The organism is Streptomyces sp. NEAU-YJ-81, from assembly GCF_017592595.1.
GTDB lineage: Bacteria > Actinomycetota > Actinomycetes > Streptomycetales > Streptomycetaceae > Streptomyces > Streptomyces hygroscopicus_B.
The window spans coordinates 59,703-85,428 of record NZ_JAGFNO010000006.1 but is presented as its reverse complement, the minus strand read 5'-3'; the positions used below and the strand labels follow the sequence as shown (position 1 = coordinate 85,428).

Below are 25,726 nucleotides of genomic sequence, written 5' to 3'. Positions count from 1 at the left end.
GGCACCGACGTGACGGCACCGACGACCTGACGGATGGAGACCACCCCCGCGTTCAACGCAGCACCGAAGTTGTCATAGCTCTATGAAGCGACGGCGGGCCCCTCCGGCCGCTCGGCAGACTGCGCCCATGAGCGATCCGTTGGACGGGTGGGCCGCCGCGAACCGGCCGTCGGGGCGGGCCTGGGACATCTCCACGGCGGAGACGCAGAGCATCCCCGTGCAGGGGACCACCCAGAGCATGCCCGCGCAGGGAACCCCAGGCGTCCCGACGAAACCCGCGCCGTACCGCAGGGGCGAGGAGACCGTCAGCACTCCCACACTCACCCCCACACCCGAACCCGAACCCGAACCCGAACCCACCCCAACACCCACACCCACACCCACACCCACACCCACACCAACCGTCCGGCGCCGCGCCCCCAAGGAGCCCCTCAGCCGGCGCCGCCGGATCATCCGGCTCGCCATCGTGACCGTCTCCGCGCTGCTCCTGGCCTCCGGCAGCGCCTACGTCTGGGCCGACACCCAGCTCAACCGCGAGGTCGACCTCGGCAAGTCACCGGACCGCCCACCGCCCGGCAAGGGCACCAACTACCTCATCGTGGGCTCCGACAGCCGGGAGGGCCTCTCCGAGCAGGCCAGGAAGAACCTGCGCACCGGCTCGGCCGAGGGCCGCCGCACCGACTCGATGATGGTGCTGCACACCGGCTCCAACGGCACCACGATGATGAGCCTGCCGCGCGACTCCTGGGTGACCATCCCGGGGTTCCTCCGCCCCGACACCGGCAAGACCTTCGCCCCGTCCCAGAACAAGCTGAACGCGGCGTACTCGATGGGCGGCCCCGATCTCCTCGTCTCGACCATCGAGCGCAACACGGGGCTGCGCATCGACCACTACGCGGAGATCGGCTTCTCCGGGTTCGTGGACGTCGTGGACGCGGTCGGCGGGGTACGGATGTGCGTGGACCGCGACATCAAGGACCCCAAATCCGGGCTGGACCTGCAAAAGGGCTGCCACACCCTCGACGGCGCCAAGGCGCTCGCCTTCGTCCGCCAGCGCAAGCAGGAGGCCAAGGGCGACCTGGGCCGCACCCAGAACCAGCAGAAGTTCCTGGCCGCCCTCGCCGACAAGGCCGCCACACCGGGCGTCCTGGCCAACCCGTTCGCGGCCTTCCCGACCGTACGCGCGGGCCTGGACACGCTCATCGTGGACAAGGACATGGGTCTGCGGAACCTGATGTCCCTGTTCGAGGCGATGAAGGGCGTCACCTCGGGCGACGGCAGGCAGCTCAACGTCCCGGTGGCCAACCCCAACCTCCGGACCTCCAAGGGCAGCGCCGTGCAGTGGAACGTGACGCAGGCGAGGCGCCTCTTCGACCAACTGCGGAACGACCAGCCGGTGGACATCGCCCCGCCGACACCGTAAGCCCACGCCGTAAGCCCACGCCGTAAGCCGACGCCGTAAGCCGACGCCGTAAGGAGAGCGAACCGCGCACGCGTCTTCCCCAACGCGACTGGCAACCGGTTTCATGGACGGCACGCTGATCGACTGCGCTCGCAAGCGCGCGAGGAGGTCCGAGGTTGTCCACGCTCTCCGCCCGCCCCGCCCGCCCATGGCCCGGCTCCGCCACGTCCCGCCCGCGCCCCCGCTGGTCCCCGAGCCGACGCCGCCGACTGGCCGCCGACGCCGCGCTGCTGCTCATCGCGGCCGCGTTTCTGCTCCCGCTCGCCTGGCTGGTCCTGGCCTCCATCGACAGCGACGCCACCCTGCGGGTCTCGGCGCCCGGCTCGCCCACGCTGGACAACTTCTCGGCGGTGTGGACGGACGAGATCACCTTCACGCCGATGCTCAACAGCCTGCTCCTGTGCGGCGGCGCCACCATCCTGACCGTCGCCTGCGCCGCGCTGGCCGCCTATCCCCTCTCCCGCTTCCGCTCCCGCGTCGTACGCCCGTATCTGCTGACGGTGCTCTTCACCACCTGTCTGCCAATCACCGCGATCATGGTTCCGGTCTACGGACTCTTCGTCCAGGTGGACCTCATCGACACCATGTCCGGCACGGCGCTCTTCCTCGCCGCCTCCCAACTCCCCTTCGCCGTCTGGCTGATGAAGAACTTCATGGACGGCGTGCCGGTGATCCTGGAAGAGGCCGCCTGGACCGACGGCGCGTCCTGGCTGCAGAGCCTGACCCGGGTCATCCTGCCGCTGATGGGCCCGGGCATCACGGTGGTGATGATCTACAGCTTCATCATGATGTGGGGAAACTTCTTCGTCCCCTTCATGCTGCTGCTCTCCCCCGAACAACTCCCCGCGTCCGTCTCGATCTTCACCTTCTTCGGCAACTACGGCCAGGTCGTCTACGGCCAGCTAGCCGCCTTCTCGATCCTCTACTCGACGCCCGTGCTGCTGCTCTACATCCTGATCTCCCGCCGCCTGGGCGGCGGCTTCGCCCTGGGCGGCGCCGTCAAGGGATGACGGCGCCGCCGCCGGGTCGGGCACTTCGGCCGGTCAGGCCCGTGGTTCAGCCCTCGGGCAGGCTCGGCGCCGCGCAGCCGTGGTGTTCGGCCGAGGCGGCGGCGAAAGCCGCCAGGGCGGCGCGTTCGTAGGCGAGGTCGGGGCGGCGGCGGGTTTCGCCGTCGGCATCGGCGGCGCGGATGAGGTAGAGGGCGGACTCGGCGCCGCGCGGACAGGTGGCACCGGCCCAGTAGGCGCTCTGGCCGAGCCGCCCGGCGGGCTTCTCGGCGGGGGTCACGTTCTCGTAGTCGTAATCCCGGGTGTACTGGGAGCGGGCGTCCTCCGCGTACGGGCCGTAGTACGCCTCAAGTCGGTAGAGCGGGGAGCCGTCCCGCATGCCGAGGACGCAGCTCTCGCGCGGTGCGCGGTCGCGGGCGGTCTCGCGGGCCGTGGAGACGGCGGAGCGCGAGGCGGTGGGGACGGCCGCGCAGGTGCCCTTGGCGCCGAGCAGCGGTTCGTACTCGTCCTCGTTCACCGGCAGGCCGACCGTACGGACGGGTGTGCCCAGGCGGGCGCCGCAGCCCCAGTGGTCGTTGGCCGCCTCGGCGGTGGCGGTGGCGGTGCGGACGAAGTCGGGGCGGACGGCGGGGTCGTCGAGGGTGGTGGCGCCGCGCAGCGCGGTCTCGACGGTGATCAGCAGGCTGTCGCCGCGCCGGGCGCAGTCGAGCAGCACGGCGGTGGTGGCCGTGCCGTCCTCGGCGTCGTCCAGCCGTGCGGTCTCGGTGGCGAACAGGCCGGACCAGCCGTTGCCCAGGGGGACGGGAAGCGTGTGGCTCGCGGGTACGGCGTCGTAGAGCTCGCCGTATCCGTACTCGGCGCGGGGGCGGGGCGAGCCCGCGATGGTGACGGCGATGTGGCCGGTGCCCTCGGCGGCGATCCGGCAGCGGACGGACAGGCTGTTGGCCCGCCTGCCGCCGCTTTTGACGGCCTTGTCTCCGAAGGCGCCCTCGGTGCGGTTGGTCACGTCCAGTTCGGCGTCCTCGCCGAGCACCGAGCGGACGTCGCCGACCGGAAGCACCCCGTCGCAGGCCCCGTCCAGCGCCCGGTCCTCGCTGCCCGCGAACCAGACGATCGCTCCGGTGAGGGCGGCCAGCGCCACCGCGACGGCCGCCAGGGCCCGGACCCCGCGCCGGGTGAGTGTGGGTCGGGTCAGTGCCACTGCTCCACCTCCCCGAGCACCTTGGTGTCGCGGCAGTCCGCCGACGTGGGCCAGCCGTCCTCGGCGTCGAGATAGCGGTCGAGGACGGTACGAGCGGTGGTGGAGAGCCTGGTGCGGTCCTTGCCGCTGATGAGGGCGGTCTCGCCGTCCTCGAGCCGGATCTCGGGGAGGACGGCGACCCGGTGGTAGGTGGTGCGGCCGGCGCACACCGACTGGGCCCACAGGGCGAGTTGGGGCCGTCCGCCGTAGGAGGAGACGCGGTCCTCCTGCCGCACACCACGATCGGCGTCCGCCTCGGAGTCCGCCTCGGAACCGGCCTCGGAACCGGCTTCTGAGGGGCTCTCGCCCTCCTGCGCTCCCCACCCGGGCACATGGCCCTCGCGTTCATAGGAGTCGTAGGCGGACCGGCCGAGGACCCCCGACCAACTGGCCGCCTCGACCTCGGTGACCTGCCACTCTTTCGGGCGCGGGCGCTTACCGGCGTTCTTCTGCGCGTCCCACTCCCCGGAGCAGGCGCTCAGGCCGGTGGACTCCTGCAGATCGCCGAGGGTGGTCCAGGAGCCGGAGGCGATGCCGGGGAGCGAGGAGCCGTCGATCCACTCGCATTTGCGCAGGGCCCGGCCGGGCGCGCCATGGGTCTCGTCCGTGTCCACCACGGTTTTCGGCATCGCGAGCGGACCGGAGCCGCAGTGCTGGGCCTTGGTGAGGACGTTGGCGACCTGTACGGCGGTACGGAAGCCGAGGCGCGCGGTGGCGCGGTCCGGCTTGCCGTTCCCCGCCGTCGCCTCGCCGGCGTTGTCTGCCTCGTCGGTCTCGTCGGCCTCTTCTGCCCCGTCAGTCCCGTCAGTCCCGTCAGTCACCCGGGCCGTCACATACAGATCCGTCGTGGGCCGGACCCGGCCGCCGAGCCCGCCCAGGCAGTCGGTGACCAGCCAGGCACCCCGCTTGCCGTACTGGCCGGTGGTGCCCGGTGCCACGAAGGTGCCGTGGCCACCGGCCGGTTCCAGCAGGTCCCGGGTCTCGACTGCCTGGGGCACGTCGGACACCAGCGCCTCGGCATGGACCGTGACCCCGTATCCGTCTCCCCAGGACAGCGAGCAGTCCAGCAACGAACGGCTCTCCTGGCCGGGGGCGAGCATCGTGCCGTGCTGTCTGAGCTTGCCCGGCCGCTCGTCACGCACCAGCCGTTCGAGGTCCCCGTACGGCAGGGTGCCGTCGCACGCCTTCCTCAACTGCGCCTGGTTGGCGGCGAGATGGCCGCCGCCGCTGTCCCTGGTGGCGAGGACGGCTCCCGCGATCCCCACCACCGCCATCAGTACGACGAGGGGCTTGCGGCGCTGCCGCGCACGGCCCCATAAACCACGCATCCCGCCCTTAACTCCTCACATCTCCTGACCAGTTCCCCCTTGATCAGGCGGGGACAGTACCAGAGGGGCGGGAGCACGGCGGCGGCGCGGCTATCCCTTCGCGCCGGAGGGCTCCCCGCTCGCCTCGGAGGATCCCCCCTTCGCCCCCGAGGGCTCCTCCTTCGCCCCGGAGCCCGCCGGGTCGAAGCGGAAGACCTGCCCCGGGGCGCCGGACCGGCACGGCAGTTGGACCACATGGGCCCAGCGCCGGGTCGTGCCGTCGGGCAGCCCCAGACACTGGCCGGTGTGCGCGGGCCGCAGGCGGAACCCCTCGGCGGGCCGGTCGACGGCCTCCAGCCGGAACTCCTCGCCCGCTCCCCGGGTCTCGCAGTAGTCGTCGCCCAGCCAGGCGCCCTCGGCCTTGCTCTGGCCCATGATTCCGGAGCAGCCCAGTCCGTGCTCGGGGTGGAGGGTGGCGATCCGCCACAGCCCGTCGTCCAGGTGCTTGAGCGAGAACGAGGGGAAGACGTCCTCGCACGGCGCCTGATAGACCCAGGCGATCTTGTCCTGGGGGCGTTCGGACAGACACAGCGACGAGTGGACGGCCCGGATCCGGTACTTCCCGGGCGCGGGCGCCGGGTCGTCCGAGGAGACCGCCGCGGACCCGCCCTTCTTGCCCGGTCCGTCGCCCCCGCCGCCCCCGCCGCCCCCGCCGCCCCCGTCGTCGTGCGCCCGCCAGGCGAGCACGGCCGCCGTGGCGGCCACGACGACCGTCAGCGCGAGCGCGGCGCTCAGCATCGGCTTACGGGAGCGCCGGGCGTCCGCCTCGGGCGTACGGGAGGAGGGGGCGGTCGGAGGTGCGGGCGAAGCCTGCTCAAGCGGCTCGACCGGGGTGGCGTCCGCCGCGGCCTCCGCGAGGGGCACCGCCCCCGGTTCGGCGGCGCGGGTCGCGAGGTCCTTGCGGACGGCCAGCCAGGCGGTGAGCTCCGCGGGCCCCACCCCACAGGCCCGTACGAAGGCCGCGACCAGTTCCTCGCGGGGCAGCGTGGCGCGCCCGAGCATATTGGCGATGGTGCTGCGCGGCAGTACGTCCCCGACCGCGTCGGCCCGCGCCGCCAACTCCCGGTAGGTCAGCCGGGACCCGTCCTTGAGCGCCTGCAGCGCGGCGATGAACTCGCGGGCGCTCTGTGCCCGCCGTGGATCCGGAGCCCTGTCGGCATCGGCCATCTGTGGTTTTCTCCCCCGCCCCTGTGTCCCGGCCCTGTGTCCCGGCCCTGTCCGGGACTGCTCCGGGGCATGTCCCGGACAAGGGACAGCCTTGTTCACTCCGGCGGTTCGTTCAAGAGTGAACCTCGCCAACGGCGCACGGCCGCAGCGGCGTTGATCTTCCACGGGGGGATGATCAAGACCGCTGCGGCCGATGAGAGAGCCAACCAGAGGCGAGAAAGGCCCGACGAGCGGGACTGAGCGCCCAAACGACCGGGAGTGACCGCCCACCGATCGGGAGAGCACCCCCAACCAGCGGGAGAGCGCAAGCGCGTGACGGATCAGAAGACCGACTCGGCCTCGTCCATCCGCTCGACCGGAACGGTCTTGAGCTCGGTGACCGCCTCGGCGATCGGCACCATCGTGATGTCCGTGCCGCGCAGCGCGGTCATCATGCCGAAGTCGCCGCGGTGCGCCGCCTCGACGGCGTGCCAGCCGAAGCGGGTGGCCAGCACGCGGTCGTACGCCGTGGGCGTGCCGCCGCGCTGCACATGACCCAGGATGACCGGGCGGGCCTCCTTGCCCAGGCGCCGCTCGAGCTCGGCCGCGAGGCGGTTGCCGATACCGGTGAACCGCTCATGGCCGTACTGGTCGATCGCGCCCTTCTGGTACTCCATGGAGCCCTCGGCCGGGTGCGCGCCCTCGGCGACGCAGATGACCGCGAACTTCTTGCCGCGGGCGAACCGCTCCTCGACCATCTTCACCAGCCCGTCGACCTCGAAGGGCCGCTCGGGCAGACAGATGCCGTGGGCGCCGCCGGCCATGCCGGACTCCAGCGCGATCCAGCCCGCGTGGCGCCCCATGACCTCGACGACCATGACCCGCTGATGCGATTCGGCGGTGGTCTTCAGCCGGTCCATCGCCTCGGTGGCGACGCCGACGGCGGTGTCGAAGCCGAAGGTGCGGTCGGTGGAGGAGATGTCGTTGTCGATCGTCTTCGGGACGCCGACGATCGGCAGCCCGGCGTCGGAGAGCATCCGCGCGGCGGTGAGGGTGCCCTCGCCGCCGATCGGGATCAGCACATCTATCCCGTAGTCACGCGCGTGGTCCTTCGAGGTCTGGCACGCCTCGCGCAGCCGGGCGCGCTCCAGCCGGGAGGAACCGAGGATGGTGCCGCCGCGGGCGAGGATGCCGCTGACGGCGTCGAGGTCCAGCTTGTGGTGACGGCCGTCGAGGAGGCCCTTGAAGCCGTCCTCGAACCCGATCACCTCGTCTCCATGGCCGGCGACCGCGCGGTGCACCACCGACCGGATCACAGCGTTGAGGCCGGGGCAGTCGCCGCCTGCGGTGAGAACTCCGATGCGCATCGTGCTGTGTCTCCTGCTCCCTACGGGTAGATGTGAGCCAGTCCGATTGTTTCATGAGCGGGGTAGTGCTGTATCCCCTAAGCGGCCAGCCACATAATCACGGTCGCAGGTATTGTCAAGAGGACCGGGCCGTTCAATGTGGCCAATTTGTGTCCCATGGGCGCACAAACGGAAAACACCCAAGAACGCCAGAGGAACGGAGAGTGCGCGTGACACGCAGCGTGTACGTGACCGGAGTCGAGCGTGGCGACGGACGCCAGGTCGTGGAGCTGGGGGTGATGGAACTCCTGACCCGTCATGTCGACCGGGTCGGCGTCTTCCGCCCCCTGGTGCACGACGACCCCGATCGCCTCTTCGACCTGCTGCGGGCGCGCTACCGGCTCGGCCAGTCGCCGGAGTCGGTCTTCGGCATGACGTATCACGAGGCGGCCACGCTCCAGGCCGAGCGGGGCGCCGACGAGCTGGTCTCGCAGCTCGTCGGCCGCTTCCACGAGGTCGCCGACGCGTATGACTACGTCCTGGTGCTGGGCAGCGATTACGCGGCCACCAGCCTCCCCGACGAGCTGGGGCTGAACGCACGGCTCGCCAATGAGTTCGGCGCCTCGGTGATCACGGTCGTCGGCGGGCAGCAGCAGACCGCCGAATCGGCCGGTGCCGAGGCCCACAACGCCTACCGCGCCTACGAGGCGCAGGGCTGCGATGTGGTCGCGGTGGTCGTCAACCGGGTGGTGCCCGGGGACCGCGAGGCCATCGCCGAGCGGCTGGCCGCCAAGCTGCCGGTCCCCAGCTATGTGCTGCCCGAGGACCAGTCGCTGTCGGCGCCCACCGTCTCCCAGATCGTCCGCACCCTGGGCGCGGAGGTGCTGCTCGGCGATGAGACCGGGCTCTCCCGGGACGTGCGGGACTTCGTCTTCGGCGGCGCGATGCTGCCGAGCTTCCTGCCCGCGCTGACCGAGGGCTGTCTGGTGGTGACGCCCGGGGACCGCGCGGACCTGATCGTGGGCGCGCTGGCCGCGCACAGCGCCGGCGCCCCGCCGATCGCCGGGGTGGTGCTCACCCTGGACGAGCGGCCGGGCCCGGACATCCTGGCGCTGGCCTCGCGGCTGGCCCCGGGGACCCCGGTGGTGTCGGTGGCGGGCGGGTCCTTCCCGACGGCGGCCGAGCTGTTCGCCATCGAGGGCAAGCTCACGGCGAGCGCGCCGCGCAAGGCGGAGACGGCGCTCGGCCTCTTCGAGCGGCATGTGGACACCGCCGCGCTGACCGAGCGCATCTCGGTGGGCCGCTCCGCCCGGGTCACCCCGATGATGTTCGAGCGCGAGCTGATCGAGCGGTCCCGGTCCCGTCGCCGCCGGGTGGTGCTGCCCGAGGGCGCGGAGGAGCGGGTGCTGCGCGCCGCCGACGTACTGCTCCGCCGCGATGTGTGCGATCTCACACTGCTGGGCGAGGAGGACGCGATCCGCAAGCGCGCGGCCGAGCTCGGCATCCAGCTCGCCGAGGCGCAGATCGTCGATCCGCAGACCTCCCCGCTACGGGAGCGCTTCGCCGAGGGGTACGCGAAGCTGCGCGCCCACAAGGGCGTCTCCTACGAGCTGGCGTACGACGTGGTGGCGGACGTCTCCTACTTCGGCACCCTGATGGTCCAGGAGGGCCTGGCCGACGGCATGGTCTCGGGCGCGGTGCACTCCACCGCCGCCACCATCCGGCCCGCCTTCGAGATCATCAAGACCGCCCCAGGCGCCGAGATCGTCTCCTCGGTCTTCTTCATGTGCCTGGCCGACCGGGTGCTGGTGTACGGCGACTGCGCGGTCAACCCCGACCCGGACGCCGAGCAGCTCGCGGACATCGCCATCCAGTCGGCGACGACGGCCGCCCGGTTCGGGGTGGAGCCGAGGATCGCGATGCTGTCGTACTCCACCGGCACCTCGGGCTCCGGCGCGGATGTGGACAAGGTCCGCAAGGCGACCGAGCTGGTCCGCGAGCGCCGCCCCGATCTGCTGGTCGAGGGTCCGATCCAGTACGACGCGGCGGTGGACGCCGCGGTCGCGGCGACCAAGCTGCCCGACTCCGAGGTGGCGGGCAACGCCACCGTGCTGATCTTCCCGGACCTGAACACCGGCAACAACACCTACAAGGCCGTGCAGCGCTCGGCGGGCGCCGTCGCGGTCGGCCCGGTGCTGCAGGGTCTGCGCAAGCCGGTGAACGACCTGTCCCGCGGGGCGCTGGTCCAGGACATCGTCAACACCGTCTCGATCACCGCCATCCAGGCCCAGTCCCCGGCGTCCCCGGCGTCCCCGGCGTCGGCGACCTCCCCGGCATCCCCCACACAGAAGGCGCAGTCCGCGTGAACGGCTCCCGAGTCCTCGTCCTCAACTCCGGCTCCTCGTCCGTGAAGTACCAGCTTCTGGACATGGCCGACGGCTCCCGGCCCGCCTCCGGCATCGTCGAGCGGATCGGTGAGGGCCCCGTCGCCGACCACGCGGCGGCCCTCAAGCAGGTCGCCGACGAACTGGCCGCCCAGGGCCTGGGCCTCGACTCGCCCGAGCTGGCGGCGGTCGGCCACCGGGTGGTGCACGGCGGCACCCGGTTCACCGAGCCGACCCTGATCACCGACGAGGTGGTCGAGGAGATCGAGAAGCTGATCCCGCTGGCCCCCCTGCACAACCCGGCCAACGTCACCGGGATCAAGGTGGCCCGCGCGCTGCGCCCGGACCTGCCGCAGGTCGCGGTCTTCGACACGGCGTTCCACTCGACCATCCCGGAGGCGGCGGCGCGCTACGCGATCGACGTGGCGACCGCCGACCGCTGGGGGGTGCGGCGCTACGGCTTCCACGGCACCTCGCACGCGTATGTCTCCCGGGCCACCGCCGCCCTGCTGGGCAAGGACCCCGCGGAGGTCAACACGATCGTGCTGCACCTGGGCAACGGGGCCAGCGCCTCGGCGGTGCGCGGCGGCGTCTGCGTGGAGACCTCGATGGGGCTGACCCCGTTGGAGGGCCTGGTGATGGGTACCCGCTCGGGGGACATCGACCCGGCGGCGATCTTCCATCTGTCCCGGGTGGGCGGTATGTCGACCGATGAGATCGACACGCTGCTCAACAAGCGCAGCGGACTGGCCGGTCTGTGCGGGGACAACGACATGCGCGAGATCGGCCGCCGGATGGGCGAGGGCGATCAGGCCGCCCAGCTCGCCTTCGACATCTACATCCACCGACTGCGGAAATATGTGGGCGCGTACACCGCGGTACTCGGGCGGGTGGACGCCATCGCGTTCACCGCCGGTGTGGGGGAGAACTCCGCGGCGGTACGGGAGGCGGCGATGCGCGACCTCACCGCGTTCGGCATCGAGGTGGACGGCGTCCGCAACGCGCTGCGCTCCGCCACGGCGCGGCTGATCTCCACGGAGTCCAGCCGGGTCGCGGTGGCCGTGGTGCCCACCGATGAGGAGCTGGAGATCGCCAGCCAGACGTTCGACCTGGTCAGCGCCTAGCCTCCGGTTCCGGCTCCGCCAGCCCCAAGACTGAAAAATTCCGCTCCGAAACAAACCGATAGGATCAGCCTCATGCGCCGTTCCAAAATCGTCTGCACTCTGGGCCCCGCTGTCGACTCCTACGACCAGCTCAAGTCCCTCATCGAGGCCGGGATGAACGTGGCCCGGTTCAACATGAGCCACGGAACCCACCCGGAGCATGAGGAGCGGTACCACCGCGTCCGCAAGGCATCCGAGGAGACCGGGCACGCGGTCGGCGTCCTCGCCGACCTCCAGGGCCCCAAGATCCGTCTGGAGACCTTCAAGGACGGCCCGGTGGAGCTGGTCCGCGGGGATGAGTTCATCATCACCACCGAGGACGTGGAGGGTGACCGCACCATCTGCGGCACCACCTACAAGGGGCTGCCGGGCGATGTGTCCAAGGGCGACCAGGTCCTGATCAACGACGGCAATGTCGAGCTGCGGGTCACCGCGGTCGAGGGTTCCCGGGTCCGGACCATCGTCATCGAGGGCGGGGTGATCTCCGACCACAAGGGGATCAACCTGCCGGGTGCGGCGGTCAATGTGCCCGCGCTGTCCGAGAAGGACATCGAGGACCTGAAGTTCGCCCTGCGGATGGGCTGCGACATGGTCGCCCTGTCCTTCGTCCGGGACGCGTCCGACGTCCGGGACGTCCACCGCGTCATGGACGAGGTGGGCCGCCGGGTGCCGGTGATCGCCAAGGTGGAGAAGCCGCAGGCGGTCGCCAATATGACCGAGGTCGTCGCGGCCTTCGACGGGGTGATGGTGGCCCGTGGTGACCTCGCGGTGGAGTATCCGCTGGAGAAGGTCCCGATGGTGCAGAAGCGGCTGATCGAGCTCTGCCGCCGCAACGCCAAGCCGGTGATCGTCGCGACCCAGATGATGGAGTCGATGATCACCAACTCCCGGCCGACCCGCGCCGAGGCGTCCGACGTCGCCAACGCGATCCTGGACGGCACCGACGCGGTGATGCTCTCCGCCGAGTCCTCGGTCGGCTCGTACCCGATCGAGACGGTCAAGACGATGTCCCGGATCGTCCAGGCCGCCGAGCAGGAGCTGCTCTCGCGCGGTCTGCAGCCGCTGGTGCCCGGCAAGAAGCCGCGCACCCAGGGCGGTTCGGTGGCCCGCGCGGCCGCCGAGATCGCCGACTTCCTGGGCGCCAAGTCGCTGGTGGCCTTCACCCAGTCCGGCGACACCGCCCGCCGGCTCTCCCGTTACCGCGCCCAGCAGCCGATCCTGGCCTTCACCACGGATGCGGCCACCCGCAACCAGCTCACCCTGAGCTGGGGCGTGGAGTCCTTCGTGGCGCCCTATGTCGAGCACACCGACGCGATGGTCGACCTGGTGGACGCCGAGCTGCTGAAGCTGGGCCGTTACAACGAGGGCGACACCATGATCATCACCGCCGGCTCGCCTCCCGGCGTCCCCGGCACCACCAACATGGTCCGGGTGCACCACCTGGGCGGCGCGAGCCAGTAACGCGCCCGACGCGCCCGTGGGCACCGTCTCCGAGTGGAGGCGGTGCCCACGGTCGTTTCCCTCCCGGAGGAGGGGGGTGCGGCTCCCGAACGGGTCCTTGATGTCGCGGGGTCACTCCCCGGTCTTGGACAGATGCATACCCGGGATGGTCAGGTCGCCACCGAACTGGCCGGCCTGCGTGACGGTGACATCGGTGAAGAACACCTCGGGGATGTTGACCGGCGGCGGGCTCTTGGGGCTGAAGGTGATCGGGATGAGCCCCAGCAGGTTCCCCTTCAGCTCCTCGGTGTACATGGTCACCGTGCCGTTGCGAATGGTCGAGGTGGACCCTTCGCGCCCCTGCACATGGGTCGTGGTCCCGGCCGGGCCCACCACGAGCTGGTGCAGATCCTTGATGTCCACGCCCGAGGCGGTGAACTTCAGGACCTTCTTGATCTGGCCGCCCTGCGTCTTGACCTCCACGATGCCCTTGTAGTCCAGGCCGTGCAGGGTCAGCAGGGTGCTCTTGAGGGTCCAGGGGTCCTCGGGCAGCAGGCTCGAAGTCGGCTCGGTCTCGGCGTTCTCGTACGCGTCGGCGTCGAACTTCGGGCAGGGGAACGCCTCCTTGCCGTTCGCGTCCTTCGAGGCGGACGAGGAGGGCTTCGGAAGCGCCTTGTCCGCCTTGTCCTTGGCGTCCTCGACGGTCTTCCCCACCCCGTCCACGGTGTCCTTGAGGCCCTTGCCCACCTTGTCCACCGTGTCCTTGACCGGATCGGCGGGCTTGTCGGAGCTCTTGGACTTCGACGCGGACGGAGACGGCGACGAGCTGGGCCCGGCGCTCGACGAGGGGCTCGGCGAAGCGCTCGGCTCGGCCGACTCCTTGGCCTTCTCCTCCGGCGTCAGGATGTCGTGGAGCGCGTCCCCGAGACCCAGCGGGTCCAGGGGGTTCTTGGACTTCGACGGGCTCGGCGAGGCCGACGGCTCCTCGTCCCCGGCACCGGACGACGGCGCGGAGGAGGAACGGGACGGAGACGGCGTGGAGGTGGCCTTGTCGTCGTCCGAGCCCGCCTTGCCGTCCGAGGACTTCTCAGAACCCTTGGAGCCGTCCTGGGAGCCCTTCTCGGGCGAACCCTTCGAGTCCTCGGCGCCCTTGTCGTCCTTGTCCTTGGCGTCGCTCTGCGAGTCCGAGGCGTCCTTGCCGCCCTTGGAGTCGTCCTTGTCCGCCTCGTCCGGCTGGGACACACACGGCCCGGGCTTGTAGCGGTCCTCGGGCCGGGGGTTGGCCGAGGCGAGCTGCGGAGTGAGCCCCATGCCCATCAGCACGGCCGTCGGCATCGCGGCCAGCGCTATGGCCTTGCCGGCGGGCACCTGAAGGCGGGTGAGTACCGACTTCTTCGGTGCCGCGTGCCGCGGGCCCGTTCTGACCCGGCGCGGGCTCACTCCCTCCGGCTGCTCGGGTCGGTCTTCACCCCGCACGGTGCCTCCCATTCCTGGCTTCCTGATCCGGTGCGGAACCGGCCCCGGCCGGTTCCGGCACGCTCTCACCGTTCCCGTCGTCCTTTGACGCTGCTCCCGGCCCCTCGGCCGGCTGCGCGGAGGGAGCCTCACCGGGTGCCCAGGAGATGCTCATGCCGCCGCCGAACAGCGCGAGCAGGAATCCCATCAGGAAGCCGCCGAAGTTCGAAACGGGGATCGACACCAGGCCGAGCAGGATCGTGGCGACTCCGGCGAACACCCGCACCATGGGCTGGAACCACATGGTCAGGCCCAGGACCACCAACAGCACGCCGATGATCAGCGAGGCCGATCCGGCGGTGGTGGACATGTTGATGGTGAATCCGCCCGCGTTGACGTCGTTGTACGGGAAGTACATGATCGGCAGCCCTGCCAGCAGGCTCAACAGCCCTGCCCAGAACGGGCGCTGCCAGCGCCATGCCCTGAAGGACCCCCGCCAACGGCTGATACGGTCACTCGCCCCCGGCGACTCGGCACTCATCGAAAACAGCTCCCTGGGGCCGGCGATCGGTGTGATCGCGGTTGTTCTACAGCAGTACTAGCGTGGCGCATACGCGCTGCTGGTCGATGCCCGGGTGAGGGGCAGCGCCGCGGCCCCTCACCCTCAGCTCACCGGATCAGAAGCACTCGTTCTTGCCCTTGCTGACCTTCATCGAAAGGCCAGAGAGCTTGAACGTGCCCGCACTGGTCGCCCAGGCGGTCTGCTTCACACCGGTCAGCGTCGCGGAATCGGCCTGCTGGCCGAACGAACCGGGATCGGCCGCATCGCCCTTGTTGATGCCGGGACCCTTATGAGCGTCACCCGCCGCCACACCGATGTCGATCCCGCGGAACGTGGCGTCCGCGTCGAGCTGATCGAGATCGATGAAGAGGTTTTTGGCCTCGACCTGCTTGCTGCCGTTGCCTGCCGTCAGCTTCAGCGTCACATCGCCGAAGACGGGAACCGGGACCACGACGGACTGGCACAGGCCCTTGAGCTTCGCGCTCTTGAACGCCGACACCGCGACGGGGATCTTCTTGCCCCCGTGCTGGGTGTCAAGCGCGCCGTACTGCGCGAACCCGGTGCCGTCGAGCCGGTCGACCGAGACCTTGAACTGCTGACCGGACACGTTGAACGAGGCCGCGAGCGCACCCTGGGACAGGGCGACGCCGATCGCGGCCGTGGCAGCAACGCTCGGCACCATGACAACGGCGAACCGCTTCCATCTGGTGCCGCCACGAGCCACGGACTCCATGACTTTCCTCCTTCTCGGACGTACATCTCCGGCCGGGGCGAAGCCCCGGACCTGGGATGGGAGAAGTGCTACGTCCTCGGGAAGGAGAGCGCCCACGTCTCACAGGCGCACACCGCACCCGCAACACCGGCGATCACCCCCGAGCGACAACCACTGGCCACGCAATCTCGCGCAACCTCCTGGACAGGCCCTGCCTTTTGGGCAGAGACCCCCCTGTCCACGGCCGACGCCACTGCCGCCGGCCTGCCCGGTGGGGACCCAACCACACCGACGCGCCGACCGGATGCCGAGCTACGGGGGGATGGACCGAGCTTGGCCGATCGTGGTCCATTCCCGGCTCAGGCACAAGGGGCTCGTTACTAGCGAGTAACGGACGGATAACCGAACTGCGGCAGGACGGTCGAGATCGGGCACACAGGGTTGCCGGACAGTGACCGGAAAGAGAGGGAGATTTACTCCAAGACCGGACAAAGCCCGGGCCCGCATTTACTGGCAGTAACAGCGACCGCGTTTACCAAGTTTTGGTAAAGAGCGGCCGCTGTGCTGTTTGAGGAGCCCGAGGTCAGAACAGCACGCGCGCCAACGCGCTGCGCGCCGCCACCACTCGGGGGTCCTCACCGCCGATCACCTCGAACAGGCTCAGGAGATGAACGCGGGCCGCGTCCCGATCGTCCCCCGCCGTACGACGCACCGTCTCCACCAACCGCCCGAAGGCGTCTTCCACATGACCGCCCACCAAGTCCAGGTCGGCCGCCGTGATCTGGGCCTTGGCATCCGCGGGGCTCTCCGCGGCCGCCTTGCGCGCCTGCGTGGCGTCCACTCCCTGAACGCGCTCCAGCAACTGGGCCTGGGCCAGGCCCAGCTTCGCCTCGTCGTTGGCGGGGTCGTCGGCGAGCACGCTCTGGTACGCCCGCACCGCACCGCCCAGGTCCCCGGCGTCCAGCGCCTGATGGGCCGCGCCGAGCGCGGTCTCCTGCGGCGACTCGGGGACCTCCGGGAGGGCCTCCTCGGCGCCCTCGTCCTGGGCGCCGGGTTCAACAGGCGTACCCACGATGCCGAACTGCTGCTCGGCCGCCTGGACGAGCTGGTCCAGCACCTGGCGGATCTGCGCCTCGGGCGCGGCACCCTGGAAGAGCGGCACCGGCTGGCCCGCGATCACCGCGAAGACCGCGGGGATGCCCTGGACGCCGAACTGCTGGAAGAGCATCTGGTTGGCGTCGACGTCGATCTTCGCGAGGACGAACTGCCCGGCGTACTCCGTGGCCAGCCGCTCCAGGATGGGACCGAGCTGCTTGCACGGCTCGCACCACTCGGCCCAGAAGTCGATAACGACCGGCACTTCGGTGGAGCGCTGCAGGACGTCCTGCTGAAAACCCGCTTCGTCGACATTGAAGATCAGACGGGCGGGCGCGACAGCGCCCCCGGAGCTGGCCGCCTGGGCCCGCGCCTTCTCCGCCTTCTGCTTCGCTTCTCCGGCCGCCTTCACCGCGGCGAGGTCGACCACTCCACTCATGGACATGTTCCGTGGCTGCATGGTCCCATCCTCCCCTCTTCCCGCGGTGAAGGGAAAAGCGCATCGGCCGATGGCCCGGCCGTGGCACACCCTTACGCTACGAGCCGTAGCGTAACTCACCCGGGACGGTGTGCGGTACTGGCGGGTAGGGTGCCGCGCATGAGCCCGTCCGCACGCCGCACCGGGCGCCCGCGCAGCGCCGAGGCCGACCGAGCCATCCTGGGCGCCACGCGTGCCGCCCTGGTGGAACTGGGCTGGGCGAAGCTGACGCTGGGCGATGTGGCGGCCCGCGCCGGGGTCGCCAAGACGACCCTCTACCGCCGCTGGGCGAGCAAGTGCGAGCTGGTGGTGGACGCCATCGCGGCGGTCTTCGACGAGCACCTGGACGCGACCGACCGCGGCAGTCTGCACGCCGATGTGGAGGCCGTGGTGATCCGGCTGGGGTCACTGCTGGAGCGCCCCGAGACGGGCACCGCGCTGATGGCCGTCATCGCGGAGGCCATGCACGACAAGGCGCTGCGGTGCCGGGTGCGCTCGGCGATCGTGGACCGGCAGAAGCGGCTGGTCACGGTCGGCCGGGAGCGCGCCCGGCTCCGCGGTGAGCTGCCGCGCGAGGAGGACCCGGAGGCGGCGGCCCGCAACGCGGATCTGATCTTCGACACGGTCGCCGGGGCGGTGCTCCACCGGCTGATGATCAGCGCGGAACCGGTGGACCCGCGGTGGGCCCGGGACTTCACGGACCTGCTGCTGTACGGACTGACCGGGGCGGATTCCGGCGGCGCCGCGGCCGGACCCGCCCCGGAGGGGGCTCAGAAGCCGGCCGGCTCCGTGTAGATTCCCCACTCGTCGCGGAGGGCGTCGCAGATCTCGCCGAGGCTCGCCTCGGCGCGCACCGCCTTCAGCATCGGCTCGATCATGTTGGAGCCCTCGCGGGCGGCGGCGACCAGCGCCCCCAGCCCCTCGGCGATCTCGGCCTCGTCCCGGCCGGCCTTACGGGCCCCCAGCGCCCGCACCTGCTCGCGCTCGACCTCGTGGCTGACCCGCAGGATCTCCAGATCGCCGGTGACCGAGCCCTCGTGGCAGTTGACGCCGACGACCTTCTTGTCCCCCTTCTCCAGGGACCGCTGGTACCGGAAGGCCGATTCGGCGATCTCGCCGGTGAACCAGCCGTCCTCGATGCCCTGGAGGATGCCGGCGGTGATCGGCCACTCGGGCTGCTGTCCGTCCGGCACCGTACGGCGGCCGCGCTCCTTGATCTGCTCGAAGATCTTCTCGGCGTCGGCCTCGATCCGGTCGGTCAGCGCCTCGATGTACCAGGAACCGCCCAGCGGATCGGCCACATTGAGGACCCCGGTCTCCTCCATCAGCACCTGCTGGGTGCGCAGGGCGATCTCGGCGGCCTGCTCGCTGGGCAGCGCCAGGGTCTCGTCCAGGGCGTTGGTGTGCAGCGAGTTGGTGCCGCCGAGGACCGCGGCGAGGGCCTCCACCGCCGTCCGCACCACGTTGTTGTACGGCTGCTGGGCGGTGAGCGAGACCCCGGCGGTCTGGGTGTGGAACCGCAGCCACTGCGCCTTCTCGGTTCTCGCCCCGTAGACATCGCGCATCCAGCGGGCCCAGATCCGGCGGGCGGCGCGGAACTTGGCGATCTCCTCGAAGAAGTCGACATGCGCGTCGAAGAAGAAGGACAGCCCGGGCGCGAAGGTGTCGACGTCCAGCCCGCGGGAGAGGCCGAGCTCCACATAGCCGAAGCCGTCGGCGAGGGTGTACGCGAGCTCCTGGGCGGCCGTCGCCCCGGCCTCGCGGATGTGGTAGCCGGAGACCGACAGCGGCTTGTACGCCGGGATGCCCTCGGAGCAGTACTCCATCAGGTCGCCGATCAGCTTCAGATGCGGCTCGGGCGGGAAGAGCCACTCCTTCTGCGCGATGTACTCCTTGAAGATGTCCGTCTGGAGCGTGCCGTTGAGCCGCGAGACGTCCACGCCCTGGCGCTCGGCGGCGACCAGGTACATACAGAAGACGGGGACGGCCGGACCGCTGATGGTCATCGAGGTGGTGACATCGCCGAGCGGGATGTCCTTGAAGAGGATCTCCATGTCGGCGGCGGAGTCGATGGCGACACCGCAGTGGCCGACCTCGCCGAGCGCATGCGGATCGTCGGAGTCGCGGCCCATCAGGGTCGGCATGTCGAAGGCGACCGACAGCCCGCCGCCGCCCGCCTTGAGGATCATCTTGTAGCGCTCATTGGTCTGCTCGGCGTTGCCGAACCCCGCGAACTGGCGGATGGTCCACGCCCGGCCCCGGTAGCCGGTGGCGTAGAGGCCACGGGTGTACGGGAACTCGCCGGGCCAGCCGATCCGCTCGAACCCCTCGACGGTGTCGCCCGGGGCGGGTCCGTAGACCGGCTCGACGGGGTCCCCCGACAGCGTGGAGCGCGTCCAATCCCTTGGGGGCTTCGCCCCCAAACCCCCGGCGGCGTCGCGCTTGTGTGCCGCGTCGTACCGGGCCTGCCACCGTCGGCGGCCCGCCTCAATGCCTTCGGTGTCCATGCTTCAAAAGTACTAGGGCGTCCTACTAATTGTCGACGCGAGACTCACCACATTGGGCTGAACGAGGACATTCCACTCCCCGGCCGCGCGCCTCGTCCAGCCCCGGACGGGACGCGCGGAAGGGCAGGAAAACGCTGGTCAGACCTGCGCGGGCGCGGGCTCGGCGCCGCTGACCAGCGGCTCGACCTCGCGGGTGACCTTGCGCTCGACGAAGAACGCGGCCGTCGGGATGGTGCCCGCGACCAGGACCCACAGCAGCTTGCCGAACGGCCATTTGGCCTTGGAGCCGAGATCGAAGGCGAAGACCAGGTAGATGATGTAAAGCACACCGTGGATCTGGGAGACCACGAGCGTGAGGTCCTCGCCCGTGTCGAAGCCGTACTTGAACACCATGCAGGTGCAGAGCACGAGCAGCATCACTGCGGTGAGGTAAGCCATGACCCGGTAGCGGGTCAGCACGCTGCGTTTCATGCCCTGAGCGTAACCGCCCGTTCCGGGGCGATCTTCGCCGCCCCCGGGTCTTCGTCAGCCGTCCTCGAAGTCCTCCGCGGCGACCCGCAGCGGGCGCAGCAGCTCGAAGATCTTGCCGCAGTCCTCGGCGTCGTAGACCCCGAGCCCGAATTCCATCGCCATCAGATCGCGGGTGGCCGATTCGACCACCTCACGGCCCCGGTCGGTGATCGAGGCCAGGGTGCCGCGGCCGTCGTTGGGGTTCGGCCGCTTGTCGACCAGACCCGATTTGACCAGGCGGTCCACCGTATTGGTGACCGAGGTCGGGTGGACCATCAGCCGCTCGCCGATCTTGGACATCGGGAGCTCACCGGACTTGGAGAAGGTGAGCAGCACCAGCGCCTCATAGCGGGCGAAGGTCAGTCCGTAGGGTCTGACGACCGCGTCGACCTGGCCGAGCAGAATCTGGTGGGCCCGCATGATCGAGGTGATCGCGCCCATGGAGGGCACGGACCCCCACCGCTGCTTCCAGAGCTCATCGGCACGGGCGATGGGGTCGAACGACAGGCTGAGCGGCTTCGGCACACCACCGACCCTACCGGCCGGTCATATCGTGGTCAGCTCTATCTCACACTTCGGGCCGGGCGGGCCCGGAGACGGTGCGCCGCACCTCCAGCGCCACCAGCAGCGAGCACAGCGCCCCGCAGCCACCCGCCGTCGCGGCGACGACATGGACCGGTACGAACTCGGCGACCGCGCCGGAGACCGCCATGCCAAGGCCCTGCGCGGTCATCAGCCCGGCCGTCAGCACCGTCATCGCCCGGCCGCGCAGTTCGTCCGGTACGGCGGCGAGGAACCACTGGTCGAGGCCGAGGCTGTAGGCGATGCCGCAGCCGGTCAGCATCTGCAGGGCCAGCGCCCAGCCGAACGAGGGACGGACGGCGTACCCCAGGGCGGGCAGCATCGCGAGGACGCCGACCGGCAGCGTCAGCCGGGCCCGGGCCCGCGGTCCCAGCAGCGAGCCCACCAGCGCCTCACTGGCGATCGCGCCGACCGGCATCCCGCACATCAGCAGCCCGAGCCCCACCGAGCCGAGCCCCAGCCCATCGGAGTACGGCGTCAGCAGCGCCTCCGGCATCACCACGAACATCGGCGGCACCCACGACAGCAGCATCAGCGCCCGGATCCTGCGGTCCGCGAACAGCCGCCGCATCCCGCTCAGCGAGTCCCCGAGCAGGGGGCACCTCCCAGCGGTAGCTGGGGGAGCCCCGCCCCCGGCCACCTGCCGCGCCGGGCGGCGGCGGGTGCCGAAGCGGAGCACCAGCGCCGAGCCGACGAGCGCCGCGGCCGTGAGCGCCAGCGCGGCCCGCGGCGAGACGGCGACGAGCAGCAACCCCCCGACCCCGAACCCGGCGAGCTGCGCGGTCTGGGCGGTGATCCGGATGACCGAGCGGCCCAGGACGAAGGCGTCGCCCTCGCCGAGGATGTCGCCGAGCGTCGCCGACCGGGTCCCGCTGAACACCGGCGAGATCGCGGCGGGCACACAGCGCAGCGCGAGCAGCGCTGCCACCGGCATCCCCGGCACCACCATGGCGGCCACGCATCCGGCGTGCACCAGATCGCAGATCACCAACACCCGGCGGGCCGGGAAGCGGTCGGCGACGGAGGACAGCAGGGCGCCGCCGATCACATACGGCAGCATCGAGGTGGCGAACGTCAGGGCGCTGAGCAGCGGCGATCCGGTGAGCCGATAGACCAGCACGGACAGCGCGAGCTGGCCGACCACCTCGCCGAGCATGGAGACCAGGTGCGCGGCGAAGACGGCCCGGAACTCCCGGACCGCGAACACCGCGCCGTAGCCAACGCCCCCCGGACCCCGCGACGGCCCCTGGTCGTCACCGGGCGCGAGCTCGGGTCGGGAGGCGTGCGCGTCGGGGCGCGACTCGAGAGGGCCCGTCGTACCGGGCCCGGAGGGCGTTGCCATGCCGGAAGCGTGCCCGTACGGGCGGGGCGGGCTCTAGTGTTTCGGCCTGAGCCGAATCTTCGTGATCGGGGGGCGACGCCATGCCACTGCATATGAACTTCGGCGCCGGCGATCTGCTGCGCTGCCGGTTCGCCATCTCGCCCCTGTGCCAGACGCACGAGGCGGTGCGCACGCTGCGCCGGACCGAGCGGCACGGGTACCACCTGCCCTGGCTGCGGCGGGTGCGGGAGGCGGTGGCCGGGCTCGATCTGTCGGAGCTGTGGCTGCTGATGCCGGGCCGGGGCGGCTACACCCCGGACTTCCTGGGTCCGCCGCCGGAGGTGCCGTACGCACCGTTCGAGGACGAGCTGGCGCGGATGCGGGCCACGGACCCGGCCGCCGCCCACCGTGAGCTGGTCCTGTCCCTGGCGTGCACGCCGGGGGCCGCCGAGTCCCCGCGGGGCCGGGCGATGCTGGCCGATCCGGCGCGGGCCGTGCAGCGGCTGGCCGAGGTGACCGAACGGGCCTGGCGGGCCCTGGTCGCACCGGACTGGCCCCGGCTGCGGGCCCTGCTGGAGGCCGATATCGGCTATCGCTCACGGCAGTTGGCCGACGGCGGCCTGGAGCGGCTGTTCGCGGATCTGCGGCCCGCGCTGCACTGGACCGACGGCACGCTCACCATCCGTACCTCCGCGAGCCCCGCCCGGACGCAGGACCTCAACGGCCGGGGGGTGCTGCTGATGCCCAGCGTCTTCGTCTGGCCGGATGTGGTGAGCGGCTTCGCCCCGCCGTGGCAGCCCACGGTGATCTATCCGGCGCGCGGGGTCGGCGGGCTGTGGCGGGAGCCGGACGCGGAGGGGAGGGACGCGCTCGTACGCCTCCTGGGCGCGGGCCGCGCGGCGGTCCTCGCCGCTCTGGAGGAACCCGCCTCCACCTCGGCCCTGGCCGCCCGCCTCGGCCTCGCGCCCTCGTCGGTCTCGGCCCATCTCGCGGTGCTGCGCGGAGCCGGACTGCTCAGCTCACGGCGCCAGGGCCATCAGGTGCTGTACGAGCGCACACCGCTCGGCATGGCCCTGGTGGGCGGAGGCTGAGGGGCCCCGAGGCGGTCAGTCGGACAGATGACGCTCGACCGTCTCGACCTTGGAGGTCAGACCGTCCGTGACGCCCGGGCGGATATCGGCCTTGAGGACCACCGAGACCCGGGGCGCCCGCGCCTCCACCACGGCGACGGCGCGCTTGACGACGTCCATGACCTCGTCCCACTCGCCCTCGATCGAGGTGAACATCGCGTCCGTACGGTTCGGCAGCCCCGACTCACGGACCACCCGCACCGCGTCGGCAACGTACTCCCCCACGTCCTCGCCGACGCCCAGCGGCGTCACCGAAAAGGCGACGATCATGCGTTGACCACGCCCTCCTTACGGGCGCGGGCCGCGATCACACCGGCCTCGGTCTCCCGCTTGAGCTTGCGCTCGGCGAAGAAGCCGCCGGTGGGCAGGACGGAGAGGACGAAGTACAGGACCGCGGTCTGCCACTTCCACTTGGTGCGGTTCCAGGCGTCCGCCCAGAAGACCACGTAGAGGATGAAGAGCACGCCGTGCACCATGCCCATCACCGGCACCGCGTTGAAGTCCGAGGTGCGCTTGAGCACCGAGCAGATGAGCAGCAGCAGGAACGACACGGCCTCGGGCGCGGAGACCAGGCGGAGCCGGCGCAGCGCGGTGGCGGTCTTGAAGTCCACGAGAGCACCTTCGTGTGAAGAGGGGTACGGCAGAACACAGACCGGCTTGTGAATCAATGCACAAGCCTGCGCCCATTGTCGCAGCTTCGCGGGCGATCATGGCCCGGGGGGCACCCCACGCCCCGGCGCTCCCTGTCCGCCGATGTCAGAGCCCGCTACCGTCGGCTCCGTGGCTCAGTTTCGGCTCCAGGGAAGCAGGGTGCTCGCGGTCGACCTGACCGGCGACTCCGTGAAGGCCAAGAACGGCGCGATGGTCGCCTACGAGGGGGATATGACCTTCAAGAAGAAGACCGGCGGCGGCGAGGGGCTGCGCGGGATGGTGACCCGGCGGCTCACCGGGGAGCAGATGGCGGTCATGGAGGTGAAGGGGCACGGCACGTGCTACTTCGCCGACCGGGCGAGCGAGATCAACCTGGTGTCGCTGCACGGCGAGAAGCTCTATGTGGAGTCCAGCAATCTGCTGTGCACGGACGCCGCGCTGCGCACCGGCGCCTCCTTCACCGGGCTGCGCGGCTCCTCCCAGGGCAACGGCCTGTTCACCACGACTGTGGAGGGCACCGGCCAGGCCGCGCTCGTCTCGGCCGGCACGGCGATCGTGCTGCGCGTCACCCCGCAGACCCCGCTGCAGGTCGACCCGGGCGCGTACCTCGCCCACACCGGCGGTCTCAAGCAGCACTTCCAGGCGGGGGTGAACTTCCGGGCGCTGATAGGCGAAAGCGGCGGGGAGTCCTTCCAGATCCGCTTCGAGGGCGACGGGCTGGTCTATGTCCAGCCCAGCGAGCGGAACACCATCGGAGGTGAGATCTGATGCCGTTCAGGTTGCTCACCTCTCGCATGGTCGAGGCCCAGGTGCTGCCGGGGCAGACCCTGTTCAGCCAGCGCGGCGCGATGCTCGCGTACCGCGGGGACGTACGGTTCACCCCCAGCATCACCGGCGGGCAGCGCGGGGTGCGGGGGATGATCGGGCGGCGGATAGCCGACGAGGACACCCCGCTGATGACCGTCGAGGGCCAGGGCACGGTGATGTTCGGGCACGGCGGCCATCACGTCCAGGTGATCGACCTGGTCGGCGACACCCTCTATGTGGAGTCGGACCGGCTGCTGGCCTTCGACGGCTCGCTGCGCCAGGGCACGATGTTCCTGGGCTCCCAGGGCGGGGTGATGGGCATGGTGCGCGGCCAGGTCACCGGACAGGGCCTGTTCACCACCACCCTGGAGGGGCACGGCTCCGCGGCGGTCATGGCGCACGGCGGGGTGCTGGAACTGCCGATCGGCCCGGGACGTCCGGTGCATGTCGATCCGCAAGCCTATGTCGCCCACCGGGGTGATGTTCGCAATAAGCTCTCGACGGCGATCGGCTGGCGCGAAATGGTGGGCCGCGGCTCGGGCGAGGCGTTCCAACTGGAGCTGTCCGGCACCGGCATGGTCTATGTCCAGGCATCGGAGGAGAAGCTGTGAACGGCCCCGTCATCCACGACGCCTGGACGCTGCCCGTCGACGACAACATCAATCCGTACGCCTTCAGCGTGGACCTGAACGGCCAGTGGTTCCTGCAGAAGGGGAAGATGGTCGCCTACTACGGGCAGATCGACTTCCATGGCGTCGGGCTCGGCCACCTCGACCACCTCATCGCGTACAGCTTCCACTCCCCGCTGCACGCGGCGGACTGGGTGGTGGCCGAGGGCAAGGGAAAGATGGTGCTCGCGGACCGCGCCTTCGACGTCAACTCCTATGACCTGGACGACGGCAACCTGTCCATCCGGTCCGGCAATCTGCTGGCCTTCCAGCCGTCGCTGTCGCTGAAGCAGTCCATCGTCCCGGGCTTCCTCACCCTCATCGGCACCGGGAAGTTCGTGGCCGCCTCCAATGGGCCCGTGGTCTTCATGGAGCCGCCGATCCGGGTGGATCCGCAGGCGCTGGTGGGCTGGGCGGACTGCCCGACACCGTGCCACCACTATGACCACCAGTATCTGCGCGGCTTTCTCGGGGCCATCAGGTCGCGCACGGGGATCGGAGGCGCCTCGGGCGAGGAGCACCAGTTCGAGTTCGTGGGCGCGGGGACCGTACTACTGCAGTCCACCGAGCAAGTCGTCGCCGAGATATCGGTTGGCGAGACAGGGGGTACCGGTTCGTGAGCGCGAGCGTGCGGAGTGTAACGTCGAACAGGTGACCTCTAGCCCGATACATCCATTGGTTCGGAATTCAACT

The 25,726-nt window shown here is 70.5% G+C and carries 24 protein-coding genes; 10 read left to right on the top strand and 14 right to left on the bottom strand.

Annotated features, from left to right (window positions below; all coding sequences use genetic code 11):
* The first annotated feature begins 127 nt into the window (after positions 1 to 127).
* Positions 128 to 1,423, top strand: a complete 1,296-nt coding sequence (locus tag J5X86_RS16550; RefSeq protein ID WP_208517585.1) for an LCP family protein — start codon at positions 128 to 130, stop codon at positions 1,421 to 1,423.
* 155 nt (positions 1,424 to 1,578) lie between these two features.
* Positions 1,579 to 2,472: a carbohydrate ABC transporter permease gene (locus tag J5X86_RS16545; protein ID WP_374229257.1), complete on the top strand. Its 894-nt coding sequence runs from the start codon at positions 1,579 to 1,581 to the stop codon at positions 2,470 to 2,472.
* Between the two features lie 46 nt (positions 2,473 to 2,518).
* Here J5X86_RS16545 and J5X86_RS16540 read toward each other — a convergent pair whose 3' ends face one another.
* From J5X86_RS16540 to J5X86_RS16525, 4 genes are all read right to left on the bottom strand, one after another.
* Positions 2,519 to 3,670, bottom strand: coding sequence for a hypothetical protein (locus J5X86_RS16540; RefSeq protein WP_208517584.1), 1,152 nt, complete (start codon positions 3,668 to 3,670; stop codon positions 2,519 to 2,521).
* Positions 3,661 to 5,037, bottom strand: coding sequence for a hypothetical protein (locus J5X86_RS16535; protein ID WP_208517583.1), 1,377 nt, complete (start codon positions 5,035 to 5,037; stop codon positions 3,661 to 3,663). Before J5X86_RS16535 ends, J5X86_RS16540 begins: the two co-directional genes overlap by 10 nt.
* A 90-nt stretch (positions 5,038 to 5,127) precedes the next feature.
* Positions 5,128 to 6,243: an XRE family transcriptional regulator gene (locus tag J5X86_RS16530; protein WP_208517582.1), complete on the bottom strand. Its 1,116-nt coding sequence runs from the start codon at positions 6,241 to 6,243 to the stop codon at positions 5,128 to 5,130.
* Positions 6,244 to 6,563: 320 nt separating this feature from the next.
* On the bottom strand, positions 6,564 to 7,589 hold the full coding sequence (locus J5X86_RS16525; RefSeq protein ID WP_208517581.1) for an ATP-dependent 6-phosphofructokinase: 1,026 nt from the start codon (positions 7,587 to 7,589) through the stop codon (positions 6,564 to 6,566).
* A 209-nt stretch (positions 7,590 to 7,798) separates the two neighbouring features.
* Between J5X86_RS16525 and pta the strand changes: the two genes are divergently transcribed.
* From pta to pyk, 3 genes are all read left to right on the top strand, one after another.
* A complete protein-coding gene (pta, locus tag J5X86_RS16520; RefSeq protein WP_208517580.1) occupies positions 7,799 to 9,934 on the top strand; it encodes a phosphate acetyltransferase in 2,136 nt (711 codons plus the stop codon).
* Complete coding sequence (locus J5X86_RS16515; protein WP_093464744.1) at positions 9,931 to 11,076, top strand: acetate kinase; 1,146 nt, start codon at positions 9,931 to 9,933, stop codon at positions 11,074 to 11,076. Before pta ends, J5X86_RS16515 begins: the two co-directional genes overlap by 4 nt.
* Before the next feature lie 72 nt (positions 11,077 to 11,148).
* Complete coding sequence (gene pyk, locus J5X86_RS16510; RefSeq protein WP_078643731.1) at positions 11,149 to 12,576, top strand: pyruvate kinase; 1,428 nt, start codon at positions 11,149 to 11,151, stop codon at positions 12,574 to 12,576.
* Positions 12,577 to 12,687: 111 nt separating this feature from the next.
* Here pyk and J5X86_RS16505 read toward each other — a convergent pair whose 3' ends face one another.
* The 4 genes from J5X86_RS16505 to J5X86_RS16490 all read right to left on the bottom strand — a co-directional run bounded on the left by J5X86_RS16505 (position 12,688) and on the right by J5X86_RS16490 (position 16,839).
* Complete coding sequence (locus tag J5X86_RS16505; protein ID WP_208517579.1) at positions 12,688 to 14,043, bottom strand: hydrogenase expression protein HypF; 1,356 nt, start codon at positions 14,041 to 14,043, stop codon at positions 12,688 to 12,690.
* Positions 14,021 to 14,551, bottom strand: coding sequence for a DUF6114 domain-containing protein (locus J5X86_RS16500; protein WP_208517578.1), 531 nt, complete (start codon positions 14,549 to 14,551; stop codon positions 14,021 to 14,023). The genes J5X86_RS16505 and J5X86_RS16500 overlap by 23 nt, the downstream gene beginning before the upstream one ends.
* 136 nt (positions 14,552 to 14,687) lie before the next feature.
* Positions 14,688 to 15,305, bottom strand: a complete 618-nt coding sequence (locus J5X86_RS16495) for a DUF6230 family protein (RefSeq protein WP_078643726.1) — start codon at positions 15,303 to 15,305, stop codon at positions 14,688 to 14,690.
* 562 nt (positions 15,306 to 15,867) lie between these two features.
* Complete coding sequence (locus tag J5X86_RS16490) at positions 15,868 to 16,839, bottom strand: tetratricopeptide repeat protein (protein WP_208517577.1); 972 nt, start codon at positions 16,837 to 16,839, stop codon at positions 15,868 to 15,870.
* Between the two features lie 138 nt (positions 16,840 to 16,977).
* On the opposite strand from J5X86_RS16490, the gene J5X86_RS16485 reads away from it, so the two are divergent.
* Positions 16,978 to 17,652 (top strand): TetR/AcrR family transcriptional regulator, encoded by a 675-nt coding sequence (locus tag J5X86_RS16485; protein WP_208517576.1) that lies wholly within the window; start codon positions 16,978 to 16,980, stop codon positions 17,650 to 17,652.
* Here J5X86_RS16485 and J5X86_RS16480 read toward each other — a convergent pair.
* From J5X86_RS16480 to J5X86_RS16465, 4 genes are all read right to left on the bottom strand, one after another.
* Entirely contained in the window at positions 17,628 to 19,364 is a 1,737-nt protein-coding gene (locus J5X86_RS16480) for a methylmalonyl-CoA mutase (RefSeq protein ID WP_208517575.1), read from the bottom strand. The genes J5X86_RS16485 and J5X86_RS16480 overlap by 25 nt on opposite strands.
* Before the next feature lie 138 nt (positions 19,365 to 19,502).
* Entirely contained in the window at positions 19,503 to 19,835 is a 333-nt protein-coding gene (locus tag J5X86_RS16475; RefSeq protein WP_208517574.1) for a DUF3817 domain-containing protein, read from the bottom strand.
* A 54-nt stretch (positions 19,836 to 19,889) separates the two neighbouring features.
* Complete coding sequence (locus J5X86_RS16470) at positions 19,890 to 20,399, bottom strand: MarR family winged helix-turn-helix transcriptional regulator (RefSeq protein ID WP_208517573.1); 510 nt, start codon at positions 20,397 to 20,399, stop codon at positions 19,890 to 19,892.
* 43 nt (positions 20,400 to 20,442) lie between these two features.
* Positions 20,443 to 21,798, bottom strand: coding sequence for an MFS transporter (locus J5X86_RS16465; protein ID WP_208517572.1), 1,356 nt, complete (start codon positions 21,796 to 21,798; stop codon positions 20,443 to 20,445).
* An 80-nt stretch (positions 21,799 to 21,878) separates the two neighbouring features.
* Between J5X86_RS16465 and J5X86_RS16460 the strand changes: the two genes are divergently transcribed.
* On the top strand, positions 21,879 to 22,868 hold the full coding sequence (locus J5X86_RS16460) for a DUF5937 family protein (RefSeq protein ID WP_208517571.1): 990 nt from the start codon (positions 21,879 to 21,881) through the stop codon (positions 22,866 to 22,868).
* Positions 22,869 to 22,883: 15 nt separating this feature from the next.
* On the opposite strand, the gene J5X86_RS16455 is transcribed toward J5X86_RS16460, so the two are convergent.
* Positions 22,884 to 23,177 carry an MTH1187 family thiamine-binding protein gene (locus tag J5X86_RS16455; protein ID WP_020868372.1) on the bottom strand — a complete coding sequence of 98 codons (294 nt, stop codon included), beginning with the start codon at positions 23,175 to 23,177 and terminating at the stop codon, positions 22,884 to 22,886.
* Entirely contained in the window at positions 23,174 to 23,518 is a 345-nt protein-coding gene (locus tag J5X86_RS16450; protein ID WP_208517570.1) for a DUF3817 domain-containing protein, read from the bottom strand. Before J5X86_RS16450 ends, J5X86_RS16455 begins: the two co-directional genes overlap by 4 nt.
* A gap of 169 nt (positions 23,519 to 23,687) precedes the next feature.
* Here J5X86_RS16450 and J5X86_RS16445 point away from each other — a divergent pair, with 169 nt between their 5' ends.
* Genes J5X86_RS16445 through J5X86_RS16435 form a run of 3 tightly spaced genes read left to right on the top strand, consistent with a single transcriptional unit; the run spans position 23,688 to position 25,653 of the window.
* Positions 23,688 to 24,326: an AIM24 family protein gene (locus J5X86_RS16445; protein ID WP_308124580.1), complete on the top strand. Its 639-nt coding sequence runs from the start codon at positions 23,688 to 23,690 to the stop codon at positions 24,324 to 24,326.
* Positions 24,326 to 24,976 (top strand): AIM24 family protein, encoded by a 651-nt coding sequence (locus J5X86_RS16440; RefSeq protein ID WP_208517568.1) that lies wholly within the window; start codon positions 24,326 to 24,328, stop codon positions 24,974 to 24,976. Before J5X86_RS16445 ends, J5X86_RS16440 begins: the two co-directional genes overlap by 1 nt.
* A complete protein-coding gene (locus J5X86_RS16435) occupies positions 24,973 to 25,653 on the top strand; it encodes an AIM24 family protein (protein WP_208517567.1) in 681 nt (226 codons plus the stop codon). The genes J5X86_RS16440 and J5X86_RS16435 overlap by 4 nt, the downstream gene beginning before the upstream one ends.
* Positions 25,654 to 25,726 lie beyond the last annotated feature (73 nt).